This window comes from Paraflavitalea sp., from assembly GCF_059502485.1.
In genome coordinates, this window is record NZ_JCACET010000004.1 from 516,881 (window position 1) to 532,395 (window position 15,515).

7 protein-coding genes are annotated in these 15,515 nt (G+C 48.7%); all 7 read right to left on the minus strand.

What is annotated here, in order from left to right:
- Positions 1 to 19: 19 nt before the first annotated feature.
- A complete protein-coding gene (locus tag AC5JBY_RS02125; RefSeq protein WP_495902890.1) occupies positions 20 to 1,768 on the minus strand; it encodes a RagB/SusD family nutrient uptake outer membrane protein in 1,749 nt (582 codons plus the stop codon).
- A gap of 112 nt (positions 1,769 to 1,880) precedes the next feature.
- On the minus strand, positions 1,881 to 5,081 hold the full coding sequence (locus AC5JBY_RS02130) for a SusC/RagA family TonB-linked outer membrane protein (RefSeq protein WP_495902891.1): 3,201 nt from the start codon (positions 5,079 to 5,081) through the stop codon (positions 1,881 to 1,883).
- A gap of 31 nt (positions 5,082 to 5,112) precedes the next feature.
- Positions 5,113 to 6,558: a fasciclin domain-containing protein gene (locus AC5JBY_RS02135; protein WP_495902892.1), complete on the minus strand. Its 1,446-nt coding sequence runs from the start codon at positions 6,556 to 6,558 to the stop codon at positions 5,113 to 5,115.
- A gap of 62 nt (positions 6,559 to 6,620) precedes the next feature.
- Positions 6,621 to 8,318: a fasciclin domain-containing protein gene (locus AC5JBY_RS02140; RefSeq protein ID WP_495902893.1), complete on the minus strand. Its 1,698-nt coding sequence runs from the start codon at positions 8,316 to 8,318 to the stop codon at positions 6,621 to 6,623.
- Positions 8,319 to 8,333: 15 nt separating this feature from the next.
- A complete protein-coding gene (locus tag AC5JBY_RS02145; RefSeq protein ID WP_495902894.1) occupies positions 8,334 to 9,824 on the minus strand; it encodes a RagB/SusD family nutrient uptake outer membrane protein in 1,491 nt (496 codons plus the stop codon).
- A gap of 27 nt (positions 9,825 to 9,851) precedes the next feature.
- A complete protein-coding gene (locus AC5JBY_RS02150) occupies positions 9,852 to 13,139 on the minus strand; it encodes a SusC/RagA family TonB-linked outer membrane protein (RefSeq protein ID WP_495902895.1) in 3,288 nt (1,095 codons plus the stop codon).
- Positions 13,140 to 13,162: 23 nt separating this feature from the next.
- Positions 13,163 to 15,385: a fasciclin domain-containing protein gene (locus tag AC5JBY_RS02155; protein ID WP_495902896.1), complete on the minus strand. Its 2,223-nt coding sequence runs from the start codon at positions 15,383 to 15,385 to the stop codon at positions 13,163 to 13,165.
- Positions 15,386 to 15,515: the final 130 nt, after the last annotated feature.

Genomic DNA, 15,515 nt, shown 5'->3' on the forward strand with positions numbered 1-15,515 from the left:
GCTTTTTCCCCCACGCCGGTTACAGTTTAAACGGCAAATACCAATTGTCTTTATTCATCAATTTTATTTTCACAGCATCTGCACCAGGTATGCCATCCTTTTGCAGTTTGTCGTATATCTTATTCGCAAGGAAAGCCGGGTCCTGGCGGCGTCTGGCCACGCGCAACAGATCGGGCCAGCGCGTTCCTTCAAAAGCATTCTCCAGCGCACCCTCATTGATCAGGCTGTTCTCGATATGCAGCAGACTGTCAGCTCCGATAGCTACAGTGTCTTCTGTCACCAATGCCCTTGCCCGAATACCGATGTGCCGGTACCAGTCACTCCGGAAATAAGGAATATTACCCTCCCGGCCATCAAAGTTATAAGGCGCCGGATAGCGCAAAGTGTTTTGATAATTGGTAACATCGGTTACGCCGGTAGGAGGTGGGAAAGCACCTTTGATACCTGAGTTGATGAAACCGTAAGCCAGCCGGTGACGCAGATCACGGTTAGTGGCTTCTGCAAAGCGAAGATGCAGGTGCGTCTGCCGGTACAGGAACCATTTACCATTTTTGGCCAGCGGGTTCACAGGAATACCGGTAGCATAGTTGATATAGCCATACAGATATTTCATAACCACCGGTTGCCCGCCCATCATGTTTACGCTGAACATAGCACGTGCATCATAAGGTATGCCATTGATGGAACCTGCTATTGCCACGGGGCGCTGCCGCTGATTGTTCCAGTTCTCCATGATAGACTGTGATGGCTTCACGAGATAACTGCCGCCGGTGGGCGAAAATAATTTCACCAATGGATTGTCAGGCTTGAAGCGGCTGTCATAAACAAGCGCCCACACCCACTCACGCGTGTAGCCCGCATCGAAAGGGCGGTCAAAAATAGTACGCCAGCCATCACTGTAATTAAGCGTGGCGGCATCTCCTGCGCGGCCATAGGCTATATAATGATTGAAGTTGCCGCCCCAGCCAATCTTGTATTGCGAATAGTAATTCTCACCCGGAGTGCCGGTAGTAGCAAATTCCATCACCTGCCTGTACCACGTAGCCGCCTGCGTATAGTTACCTTTCCAAAGGTGGAGATCGCCCAACAGACATTTCTTGTTGATGAAAAAGTTATTGAGCGGAACACCATCGAGGCCGGTATTCAGTGAACCGGTGGGATACTGATCTTTGAAAGGAATGCTCTCAGTAAAACGGATGAGACTATCGAGCAGATCATCGAACCTGATCTTGGGAAAACGGCTTTGATCCTTGATAGCATCCACCGTTTCCAGCGCGTCAGTTACATAACGCACCTCATCACCATAATGAATGCCCAGTTGCAGGTAGAGGAAAGAACGAAGACAGGCAACATCCGAATAACGTTGATTGAACTCGGCTTCCTTGAGCGTATTCTTGCTCTTCATGATCAGGAAGTTCTTCAGTACATCATTGCAGTTCAGGATCAGTTCATAAAATGGGCGCGGACTGGCATACGGATTATCTGCACTCACATTGTGCGTACTGATCTGCCGGAGATATTCATCAGCATTGTTGGTATATTCCAGTAGGTCGCCCCGCAGCTCATTTAAAATGATATAGCGATCGGAGAGACCCATGAACTTACCATAAATGCCCATCACCGCCGCATCCGCATCATACACGTTGCGGTACATCTGGCTGGCATCCAGCTCTGTGCCCGGATTGATATCGAATGCCTTTTTACAACCACCCAACACGCCTGTTAAGATAGCTGCCAGCAATATTACTTTTATTGAAAACTGCTTCATATATACACGAATTAGAAACACGAATAATAAAACATGAATTATTAAGAATTGCACGGATCGAAGAACAACGGTTTTCTCCACTTACCTCTTACTTCCTACCTCTGACCTCTCATTATAAACCTATCCTCACCCCAAGTGTCACCGTCCTGTACAACGGATCAAGCCCTGTATCGATCCCCTGTCCATACACGCTGGGCGTAAGGCTGAACTCAGGATCATAACCCTTGTATTCAGTAAGTGTGAATACGTTGGTGGCAGAAGCGTACACGGCCGCACTCTTCAAAAAGCCTGTTGGTGTTAAAGGAATATTGTATTGCAGCGACAATGTGCGTAGCCGGAAGTAAGAGCCATCTTCGATCCAGCGATCACTGAAACGGCTGTTGCCCATCGGGTCACCCCACGTGGCTTTTGGCATAGTGGTCACCTGACCATTCGAACGCCAGCGGTTGGTAGCACTTTGCAATTGATTTTCCACGCCGCTCAATGATTCCAGCCGGTAGCGAACATAATTGAAGACGTCATTTCCCTGACTGAAGGTGAACAGCGCCTGCAGTTCAAATTGCTTGTAACGAACCCGGTGGTGAAACCCTCCGGTAAAGTCAGGATTGGGATCACCGATCACCTGGCGGTCGTTGCCGTCGATCACCTTGTTATTGTCCTTATCGGTAAACCGTACATCGCCACCCTTGAACGTGCTGAACGATCCATCAGCATTCTTCTTGGTAAGACCTGCCGCCGCCGCATCACCATCAGTAGCAAAAACACCTTGCGTGGTGTAACCATAGAACACACTGGCCGGTTGGCCTACAGCAGTTAAGAGCGTAGCCCCTGCATATTCAGTAGTAAAGCTGCCACCAGGCACAGCCACGATCTCATTCTTATAAGTGCCGATATTGATACCGGCATCCCAGGTAATAGTGCGTGAGTTGACGATACGTACATTCACTGCAGCCTCGATACCGGTGTTTTTCATTTCACCATTGTTGGTGAGGATGCTCTTAAAGCCGGTGGGCGTGGCGAGCGATTCATACACCAGCATGTTTGTAGTCTTCGACTGCCAGGCATCCACACTCAGGCTCACCCGTTCATTCCAGAAAGCAAGGTCTACACCTGCATTGAGTTTATGATTGCTTTCCCATTGCAGCGCGGGGTTGGCAATGCCACTCCGCACAAGCCCTTGCGCACCCAGCAGGTTTTGCGACCTGTAAGTTTGCCGGGCACTGTAATTACCAATATCATCATTGCCGGTGATGCTGTAAGTAGCGCGCAACTTCAGCAGATCGATGCGGGAGTTGGCCATGAAGTTTTCGGAAGAGACCAGCCACGCGGCGCCTACAGAAGGAAGGATAGGGAATTTACTGCCTGCGATGGCGATGCCATCGGGCGCCTGCTTGCCAAAGCGCGAAGAACCATCCATCGCTGCATTGAGCGTGAGGAACAGTTTGTCATTGAATCCATATTCCGCGCCAAAGTATACGTTCAGCCAGTTCCATTCACCAATACCACCGCCTACCTGCCGCAGTGCGCTTAAGCCGTTTTGCACAGATACAAGATCATCCGTTGCCGAGTTGAAGCTCTCGGCGAAATCCTGCTCGGCATCATTATGCTGATAACGCATTCCCAACCGTGCAACAACACTGTGCAGGCGGTTGAAGCGCTGCTTGTATTCCAGCCTTGAATCCGTATAAATAGAGAACAGCCTTTTCACCTGCGTGCCCATACGGCTGTCGCCAACGGCATTGGAAAGCGAATCATTGGCCACACCCTTACGCGGCACAAAGAAATTCTCCCGCACTTTGTCATACACTACGCCAAACAAGGTACTGGCGCTTAAGTTGGAACTGATATCATACTTGAAACCAAAAGAACCGAAGAAACGATAATACTTATTATAAGCCTGCATGTCTTTAATGATCACAGAAGGGTTACTGATGCCCAGCGGATCAGTGTCGGCCAGGTTGGGCGATTCAATCCCTGCATCATTCACTTCATTGGCAGGCAGAAAAGGCGCCTTTGCCCACGAGAGGAACAACGGCGCTGTTTTATCGGAAATACCCTGATCCTTCAGATTTTGCTCATTGTAGGTAAAAGAAAGATTCGCATTACCGGTAAACCGTTTGGTGAAGTTGAACTCTGCATTGAACCGCGTGCTGTAGCGCGTCAGGTCCGTTTCCCGCACCACACCCTTGTTACCCATATAACCCATGCTGAGCCCATAAGTAGCAATATTATCACCACCCGTTACCTTCAGAAGATAGTTGTTGTTCATACTACCCTTCAATACCTTGTTCTGCCAATCGGTATTATAATGATACCGGGCATAATTGGGATTCTTGGTATCATCATTCATATACGGAAGCGAGGCGATTTGTGTGCTGCTGAGCCCTTTACTTTGCAGTATCTCACTAAGATAAATACGATAATCTGCGGCATTCATGACGGGCAGGTTATCAGGAGCCATATTGAATCCCGTATAAGCTGCAAAGTCGATGCGGGTAGCCTGATTTTTAGCCCGTGCAGTAGTGATGATGATCGCTCCGTTTGCCCCCTTAGTGCCATAAATGCTCGAAGCGTCTTTCAGCACAGTGATATTATCGATGTCTTTGATATCGATCAGTGCCATTGGATTTACATACGAGTTCGCGATAATACTCTCTCCATATTCATGCGCATCAAACAACATATTATCAACCACCACCAACGGCTTGTTGGTGCCATAGATAGAATTATAACCGCGCAGGAACAGATTGGCCCCTGCGCCCGGAGTGCCGGAACGGCGAATCACATTGAGCCCGGCAATACGCCCCTGCAACACGGCATCAGGCAGCTCACCCGGTTGAGTCCAGCCGGAGTTCACGTTGTATTGACCGATGGCGGCAGTCACCCCTTCACGATTGGTGAGGCCCAGCGGCGTCATCACAGCCTCGTGAAATGATTCAGCAGCTTCATCGAGCAGCGCCACCGATATACTTTTCCTTCCTTTCAAAGCCACCCGCCGGATATTATATCCTTCACCGGTGATCGTTAAAGTAGCACTATAAGAAGGAACATTCAAAGTAAAACGTCCCTGGTCGTCGGTAATGGCAGCCGAAAAATCATCCACGGTTACTTGTATACCGGCAACACCCTTGCCGCCTGCCGCATCGGTAATGGTGCCAGATATCGGTACACCTTTGGGAGCGGGTTTCATCGCGAGCCTGATAAGGCTCGTGTCCACTGCCGCCGAATCATCTTGCGCAACGAGATTGGCGGTCGTCAGCACAAAAGCACTCACCACTACTGCCCGCCTGATATATTTTCTTGTTATAAGCATCGTTTGGTATGTTTCAAAACAACAAATAGGGTTAGTTGAAAACAGGTTCCAGTCTGATATAATCACACACGATCGGATTGGTGGTAGCCGTGGTATTGTTGGCTGCCGTTAAATACACCGTCAGCGTAGGTCGGTAAGCAGCGATGGTAAACTCACCTAAATACACCTCGTTGTAATTATTTAGGTTCACGGTCACATATGGAAGGTCAGCAGCAGTAGGGGAGCCGATACCCAGCTTCTGCGTGAACGTAGTGGTCATGCTGTTGATATTATCGTGCAGCGCCACCCAGTAAGCCTTGTACTTCATGGTGGGCACACCCTGCAGGCGATAACCGAGGTTAAAAGCAGCTACGCCATGATTATACACCAGCACGTCCCTGAAATCCTTGTTGGTAACAGGATTGTAGCGGTCACGGAAATAAGTATTACCCCGGCGGTCATTACTGTACGTCTGGTAATTCTCCGCCTCTATCACATAAGGCTTCAGCTTATCCTGCGGCCGCACGGCCAGTTTGTTCATGAAGTATACGATACCGTTGCTGGTCTTCACCGTAAGGATGATCTCGCTTTTGGCAACACCCACCTTCACGTTGAATTTAGTAAGGATAGTATCAGGTATCGTGGCAGGATCATACACGCCCTCTACTGCCAGGTCTTTTACCACTGCCCACTTCGCTAAGTCGGCGGTGCTATCCGCAGTGCCGGCTGCATAATAAGGCTTGTACTTGTCCACCTCAGCATCCCAGCCGCCATCGGCCAGTATAAAAAAAGTGTACTGCTTACTTTCATCACGCAGGTCAACCACATTGCGCCAGAACAGGTTGGTGCGCACGGAATCCGTGCCCGGCTGATAAATGGGGACACCGGTATCGGGATTGACGCCTATCTGAACTGCATTGGTAGTATCGAATACATTACGGAATATGGATTGCATGTATGCTTGCTGCTTCCCCGATACAAGCTTGCCTTCAAGCACCTCCCAGGCATTGGGCAATGCCGGCACCATCTTGTCGATAACATGCAACACACCGTTTTTAGCATATTGATCCGCCGTAGTAATATTGGCCTCTCCCAGTTTTTTACCCAGCAGATTATTATACTTGTTATTCAGCATGGGCAGGCGTATGAGCGAGGTCGCTGCCGTAGTATAATAACTCTGGTTCGCGATATGGTTGGTCACAAACAAACGCAGCCTCGCTGTATCCTGCACCAGAGCTGGGTCCAGCGTGGCCAGCGCTGCATTCGTAGGCGCAAACACAGTGAACGTTTTAGAAGAAGCGATCACCTTATCATAACCTGTTTTGGTAAGCAACTCTGCAAATTTGCTCAGCTCCGTATTCCCCTGTATCTGTTGCAGCAGGTCCTTCCTTACCCCTTCATCTGTAATGGCATTATGATCTTCCCATTTCTGGCAGCCGGCAGTCAGCAAACCGGCTATGACCATGCAGCTTAATAATTTCTTCGTATTTATAAACATCAGGCTCTTTTTGAAAGTCAATACAAATAATTCCCGGCAGCATACCCGCACAGGAGTTTCGCTTAGAAATAGATCTTGGTTCCATCAGGTTTGAAACGCGGCAACACCTGGTTCTCATCCACTGGTATGAACTGCACCATATCGAGGTGGTTGGTATTCTGCGTTCCATTGATCCCTTCAAACCGCAGAACGTGCCGTTGCGTTGTTTTCAGATCAATGGTGCCCACGAGGCGCGCACCATAGTTACCATCGGTATTTTCAGTATACCGTTTCCAGCCAATTGCTTCCAGTTCTGCATCACTGCCCGTAGTAGGCCTGAATTCAGTGAAAGCCATCGGACGTTGCATCAGTTCCCCGTTGACACGTATGTTTTGTTGACATACGGAGTTGGTAGATTGTCTGCGTGCACGATAACAGATCCACACCTTGTATCGTCCTTTGATCACAACTGGCGTGGTATACTCCACCCAGGTGGCGCGGGCAGGGCCACCCATAGGCAGCGTGTTGATATCGCAATTCACCGCATAACGCGTGATTGAGTTGGAAGTGCTGGAGCTCCATTCATAAGTCAGTGTAGTGCTGGCACTGTTGTAATGCCAGTCGATATCCTTGATGGGGCGGTCAGTCTGACTTTGCTTGACGAAGTTTTGATTTTGCTTCAGGTAAAAGGCCGGCATCTTCATGATCTCGGTAAAAGCAGATACATCCCAGAATACGGCAGTTGGTTTGCGATACTTCACCATAAAGTGCCCCAGCGCTGCATGCCACACACCATTGGTGGAAGCGTTGTCACTGGTCGGCCTGTTCAATACCACACCCTTCTCCAGTACGCCATTAAAAACATCTTCATTTACCAGCACATCCTGGTTGATGAGTTGCGTACTCACCACTTCCTGCGGCTCAAACGTAGCATGCGTGGGAGAAGTAATAATGTCGCCCAGAAATTTGATCCCACCCATAATGTGGTACGCCATATACATGTGCAGGCTGTCCTTTACATCAGTGGGGTTGCCGGTATTGGAGTAGCGGGTTTTCAGTGCAGCATAACTGTTGATACCGCTGTCGGCCAATGCCTGGTTGCTTTCTGCCAGTACGGTCATCCAGCGCTTCGTAGTGTCGGGGTCAACAGTGTTGAGCAGGTTGAAGTAACCAGTCTCCTTCATGGCCTGTACAAAAATGGAATAGTTGGGATTGTTCTCCAGTTGCTTGGCGATAGTAAGAGAAGCCGGTACGAGTACATTATTGGTAACGTGGATCAGGCCATTGCCCACTTTAATATTCGATTGCAACACCAGCGCCTGGCGGTTTACGCTATAGCTGGAAACACCGGCGTCAAAAGATACACCGGTAATGAGGAATTGCCCCTGCATGGTTGGAACGGGTAGCTTACCATCCTTAAAAGAGCCGGTAGCAACGGTGTCATTCAATACCTGAAACTTCACCATCTCCTTCAGCACATCGATGTTGGCAGCTTCTACACTGGCGGCATTGATGACCTTCAGCCATTTTGTTACACCACTATTGGTAGGCGCAAAACAAGTATAAGAACCATACGCATTGAGAAAGGCAGTATTCTCTGTCCGGTCAAGAATCTGTTTGAACAGGGAGAAAGAGTCGGGATACTTGTCGAGGTACCCCACAATATTTACATCCTCAGTTGTAGATAGCTTCAAAGCCTGTTTCTTACAGCCCCCTATCAGAACACCTGAGAACAGGAGGATGAGAAGCGAAAAGGCCAGCAAGGCGTTTTTCTTTTTCATATACAGGTGCATTTATTATTTATAAAAAGGATTTTGTTCAAGTAGTTTGTTCGTCCGCAGTTCCTGGAAGTAGATCGGGAAGTAGTGACTGTTCTTATCCCGCAGCTTATTGAAAGCAGCCTGTTGCCGGTCCGGCGGTATACTCACGGCGGCGGCATCCAGTATTAGCGATAAGTTCTGGTAGTTATTACGCTTGGCATTACGCAAAATGTCGTACCAGCGCTTGCCTTCAAAAGCAAACTCACGCTGCCTTTCCTGTAATATAAAACCCGTCATAGATGCCTGGCTCGTACTGTCCATGGGTTCGATCTCGAGCGCCTGCGCACGCGTGCGGATAGCCTTTACAAGGCGCGAAGCTTCCAGCGGCTTATTTTGTTGGTTGATGGCTTCCGCCTTCATCAGCAGGATATCTGCATAGCGGTAGAATATCCAATGTGCATACGACTGTTCAAACGTTCTGAAATTATCACCCTCATTGTCGGCCCCAATGTACTTCCAGATGGTAAAGTCGGTACCACGGTAAGAAGTATTATCCCCCCTGAAGTCAACAATAGGAATGCTATTCATGAGATCGAGGCCATACACCACTTCAGTAAGATGAGGAGCTGCACCCCAGCGGCGGCCGGCAGGAAAGTGAATAAGATAAAAAGGATTCAGCTTTTGTGCATCGAATTGCAACTCAAAAATGCTTTCACTCGAATTACCCTGGTAAAATACCTGGTCAAACATATTGTAGCCAATCACCAGACCAAAGCTCCTCGAATTGATGATCTTGTCACATTCAGCCGCAGCCTCGGCATATTTATCCATCCATAAATAAATGTCGGCCAGCAAGGCGTTCACTACATAGCGCGTCACCCGGCCCTTGTCATTCTTCAGATTGCCAAAAGTCAGCGGCACCAGCGGTTCCGCCTTTTTAAGATCAGTTACCAGTTGCTCCAGGATAGTGTTGCCGCTTGTTTTGGCCAGTTGGGCAATACCCTTATCGCTGGTCACAGCCTTTAGTTGCATCGGCACATCACCAAAGCTCCGCACGAGATAGAAGTACATCAGCGCACGCAAGGCCAGTGCCTCGGCCGTAGCCCTGTTTAAGTGATCCTGTGTAAAAGTGGGATCGGACTCCAGTACCGACGGCGCTTTTTCGATCACGGTATTGCAATAATTGATCGTTTGATAAAAAGAGCTCCAGTTGGTAAAAGAGTTGGTAGGCAACATATTCAGGTTCACGATATCCATTTCCTCCTGCGTGGCCCTGAAGCCCGGCGACACCATATCCGCCCGCGCTTCACCCCACAGGAAAAAGTATTCGGGAAGCGCGCGGTCATTGTTAGTACTGCCGAGCATCGAGGCATAAATACCCGTTACGGCAGCATCCACCTGCTCTTTGGTTTTCCAGAACTCATCGCCGGTGATGCCGTCTTGCGGCTTTAGGTCGAGCCATTTATTGCACGACACCATACTTCCCGGCAGAAGAACGATCAGAGAATAAAGAAGAATACGTTTCATTATCGGGCGTTTCGTTGTGATAGATAATTAAAAGCCGGCGACTATGCCCAGCGTAAACAATTTAGAAGGAGGTGTCATAGAGTAGTCAAACGCTACGCGGAAAGGATCGGCGCCACGGGCACTTACCTCCGGGTCCTGTCCGGTATATTTAGTCCAGGTAACGAGGTTCTCTGCCGTTACAAAAGCACTCAGCGTTTTCATTTTCAGCCGGCTGATCAATTCCGGGGCAAACGTGTACCGCAGCGTCACGGTGCGGAAGCGCAGGTAAGAAGCATCCTCCACATAGCGGTCACTCGCCAGCCAGTTGTACCCACCCTCGATGATGCCGCGCGGAATATCCGTTACATCACCCTCCTTCCGCCAGCGGCGCAACACAGCCGTACTCTGGTTATCGAACTTATACATATTGGTGGTGTTCATCTTGGTGCCGTTCACTACTTCATACCCATAACGGAAACTGAAGAAAGTGGATAACCGGAAATTCTTATAACCCACAGAAGGACCAAAGCCACCGGTTAGTTTGGGATTGCTGTTACCGAGATAAACCACATCCATATAATTGATGTTCCCGTCGTTGTTGATGTCTTCATACATCGCATCACCCGGTTGAAAAGTATAATCCACAGTAGGATAATTGAACCGCATGTATACCTGCTGACCATTGGGGCCGACGATGGGCTTGCCGTTGGCGCCAACAGCAACAGTCGATGCCTTGTCTTTATATACACCCTTGAACTTATAACCATAAAAAGAGCCAAACGGATTGTCGATCTGCAACAGCCGCATGTATTCCCCGTTGTTGCCTACATTACCCACCATATTGGGATAGAACTCTGAAATAGAGCGGATGATGTTCTGGTTCTGTGCAATATTGAAGTCGAAGCCAATAGTCCAGTCCTTTGTTTTATACGGTACGGTCCAGAAAGCGAGTTCCCAGCCCTGGTTATCCATAGTGCCGATATTCATGCTCACATTGTTAAAACCGGTGTGCGAAGGAATAGCCAGGTTTTGCAGGTAAAGGTCCTTGGTGCGGTTGCGGTAAAAGTCGATATCCGCACGCAGGCGGCCTTTGAACATCGACACGTTGAAACCTACGTTCGCGCCATGAATAGTTTCCCAGCGCAGATTGTTCAGCTCCATACGCGAAGGAAATACACCACTCTGTCCCTGATAGCTCCAGCTATAAGTGCTATAAGTATTGAAGAATAAATAATCGTTTTTAGGAGCATTGCCACTTTGCGCATAACTGGCGCGGAAGCTGAGATCATCAAGTTGTTTGATCTTTTTAAAGAAACCCTCCTCCGATATCCGCCAGCGCAAAGAAGCGCCAGGGAAAAGGCCATACCGGTAATCGGGACCAAACCGTGAACTGCCATCACCACGAAGCGTAGCTTCAATGAGATACTTGTCCTTAAAACCATACCGCGCAATGATCACGGCGCCTACACTCCGCGTTTGTGCAATACCCGATCTGGCTTGCAGGTCCTGGTTCTGCGTGCGCGAAGGCGCTGCAGGATCTACGAGTAAGGAAGATGCTGTATTGGAAGTCACGATCTCCTGCGCTACCGAACGCAGATCACTGGTAAACACGTTGAGGAAACTGGAAAATACGTGATCGTTATTCTTGAACTGCGGAGTATATGAAAGGTTGGTACGGGTAGTCACACTGAACTGATCGATATCACCATCATAAGCCCGGTTCACGATTGTTTCCGTATTGGCACGCCCTGTGGCAATCTGCGGTAGAAAACTTTTATTCTTGGTATTATTGATATCGAACTGAACATCGAATGTAGCCCGCAGCACATTTTTAACAATGGCATAATCCAGTTGGAACCGCGGCACCACCCGTTCACCCAGTACGCCCAGCTTGGCCTGGCTGGCCATGGCTACCGGGTTATAAATACGCGCATACGTTCCTTGCACATTCGCCGAGGGGGAGAAATAATTGGGCGTGAGATTGCCCAGCTCATCATACTCGAAGATGCTCATATTGGGCATCTTGATGTAAGCCACATTACGGATAGCACCTTCGTTATTGTCGTTGGCATTGAAAAAATTCCGGTCCTGGTCCGAATGCGTATAAGCAATGCTGGTAAATATCTTGATCCTGTCCGAAATAGCATAGTCGAGGTTGATACGCGTGTTGATCCGTTTGAGCGCAGTACCTATCGTAACCCCGGTCTGATTGAAGTAACCTACTGAAGCAAAATACTTAGCCTTTTCACCACCACCATTCATGGAAATAGTATGATCCTGCAACCAGCCACGGCGACTGATCGCATCCACCCAGTTCACATTATTACTGTAGTTGTGATACCAGTAAGGATCGTTCGGGTCATAATTGAACTCACGTACAGCCTGGCCCATAGTAGTACCCAGCCGGTTCATGAAAGCTTCCGGTATCAGCGTGGAGTACTGGTCCCCGTTGAGCATAGGGATGGGGTCCGGTAACTCAGAAGTAGAACCTTTGAAAGTATACGTGATGCTGGGCTTGCCACGCGTTCCCCTTTTAGTAGTTATAACCAATACGCCATTAGCGGCACGGCTGCCCCACACAGCAGTAGCTGCCGCATCCTTCAGCACAGTGATCTCTTTGATATCGGCAGGAGAGATGTTCAGCAACTGAGCATAACCCTGCTCATCGGCTGTGCCAAAGTTGAAGTCACTGGGAATATCGGTTTCATAAGGCATGCCATCCACCACAATGAGCGGATTGCCGGTAGAGTTGATAGAAGACACACCACGGATGCGAATATTCATCGCTGCGCCGGGATCGCCACTGGTAGCAGTGATGTCCACGCCACTCAGTCGTCCCTGCAAAGCCTGGTCGATACTGGCCGCCTGCATCTCTTCCATTTCTTTAGAGCTGATCCGCGCTACCGAAGTAGTAAGGTTTCTTTCAGCTGTTTGCCCCATCCCGTTATCTACCCGCCGGGCAGCTACTACAATAGCCTCCTCAAGGTCGGCCCCGCCGCCGGCTTCCAGTTGGAAGTTGATAGTAGTGCGGCCACCGATTGCCTGACTGGTGGTCTTATAACCTACGAAAGAAACAGACAGTTTATTCTTTGGATTAGTAATGCGGAGTACAAAATTTCCTTCAATATCTGTAGCTGCTCCTTTTATGATACGCCCGTCGGCATCCATTTCAGAGACCGAGGCGCCGGAGATCGGCTCCTTATTCTTCTTATCGGTGATCTTGCCCCGGATGATCAGCTTATTGTCCGTAGCTGCCGGAGCTTGTGTCCATGCCGCCTGCCAACAGGTAGCCAACAGCAGCAATACACAAACGATCCTGGTGAAAAACTTTCTCATAGCGTTTATTTGCGGGTAATTATTTATTGATATTGCAGGTAATTATTCACAAGGTGAATGATACAACGATTGCTGAGGTACGAACTGCGGGGAGATACCACAGTAGCAGTCCGGCTGTTCACGTCTGTCAACACAATTGAAGACGGACCATTATTAACGAAGATCGTAGTAGGATCACCCTCATCCGTTTTATACAGTGTTTCGATAGCCCCGCCATCCCCGCCATCGGTGCCAATACACCGTTTGTTGAGAAAATGGAATTGGATGAACCTCGTCACCAATTGTTGATCAGCTGGTGAGGTAGGCGCAAACACAGGCGTTTTACCCGGAGCGGTACCTGTGCCCGGCAGCAAGCCGTCATCAACTGCCTTTTGAATAGCTGCATTGTTGGGCACAAACAACGTATAGAAAGTACCATTAGCCACACCCAGTATTTCCTTGGTAGTATTGTTCCACAATCCGGAACCCTTTAGGTATTGCCAGAAGAAATTATATTGTGAGCTTGCCGGCGTTCCCAGCTTTTCAATATGTACACCCGGAAGCGCTTCACTGTATTCCATCAGGCGCGTCGCATAATACACCCGGCCATTCTTGGCAGTTTTAGTATCCAGTATGGTGGCCACATTGTTGGAGTCCACATTGCCCGCTGCAAAAACAGTGTTGTTCTTATAACTGATGTATTCGCCGCCATAAGTCTGTAGCATGCCTTCACCCGAAAGATCATCGATCACGGTAAGCGGCACTACATGCTGGTTGATGATCCGTTGTAACCGGGCACGCGTGCTGGAGCCGGTGCTGGCAGGGATCGTAGAGCCAGGCTTGGGAGTATAGCGCCACTGGTCGTTTATATCATTGCTCACAGTTAAGTCTACAGTATAGCCGGCATCATTGAACATTTGATTGCTGACCATGAACATAGTATACTTACGGTGGATGCTCGACACCTGACCCTTCAGCTCCAGGTTCAGCAAAGTGATCATCATGGAGTATTTGGGGTCGAGATAAGCCTTGCCATATACACTACTGAACACATTGGCATCCTGCACCTTCTTAGTGCCATAGAAGATACCATTACTCAATACCTTCTTATCGCTGATGTCGGTAGCAGGATTAAAACGTGCCTCTTCATTCACAAAGTTCAACGTGGTCTGGAACTTGCTGGGCCAAACAGCCGACTGCCACAAGTGCGCATTCACGAAATCGTAAATGATGGTACGCGGCATACTCTCCAGTTTGTCATAATGCTCCAGCAGTACTGTTTTAATATAAGGCTCCAGCACATCATTGGTAGGTGCAAAAACGCTCCAGCAATTATTCTGCGCGTCATTATCCTGAGCCTTCAGAAAATTCTCATTGTTAGGAGAGAAAGCGAGAAGAGAGTTATACAACTTGGTAAACACCTGGTCGCTCTGCCCGGTCTGGTTTCGGTAGCGCGTCGTTACAGAGTTGTTTAAAACATATTGGATCAGGAATTTGTCGAAGATACCCTTGAACAAGCTGTACTCTGGTTTACTGGCGAGGTACTGATCTATGGAAGGTAGCACAGAGATCACCTTGTTCACTACATGGATCACGCCATTCTCAGCAGGAATATCCTGTTGCGTCACCACCGCATCAGCTACATTGAAGCCGGTATAAGCAGTATTGGGATAGAAATAATTATAATCGGCAGCCGTGAGGTCTTTGGCCTTCATGAAATTGTCGACAAAATAAGGCAGGTGCTTATTGTTATTGTCAGCCTCAATGAAATTAGAATTACGGTTAGCGGCAATAGCCTTGATCGGTTTGCCACTGGTATCTGTTGTGTTGTACACACCCGTATAATTCGCGGTCCTTCTCCTGAATGCCTGGTTGACTACCCATCCGGTGGTTGCTTGATAATCACCGATCCGTTCTTTCTTAAAAGCATTGTATACAAGACAATAGGTAACGATCTGCTGACACGCATTACTGTCCAGTTGATCGATACCATTGATGTTGCGCTCTTTGAAGTATACCTGGAAGGCGGAGTCATGTGGCGCAAAGAAAGTCCAGTAACCGGCAGCGCCAAGAATACTCTTATAACCAGCCTTGTCGATAGCGGCCAGCAAATGTTTGAAATTACCTTTGGCTTCCAGCTGTTGGTAAATGGGCGGTTCCAGGGAAGTGGGGCGACCATAATACTCATCGAATGCTTTTTTGCGGCAGCCCGCCAGCAACAACACGATCGTCATTACTGCAAGCATCTGGTGTAGGAACTTGTACATAGCAATAGACAGTTTTTCTTTTTTGAGAACGGTATATAAAGCGGGATAAAGAAGTGAAGAATGGACATGCCAATAGCCTTGGGCAAGCGATGTAGGTTTACATAACTTACCGTTGACCGTTTAATCAGCA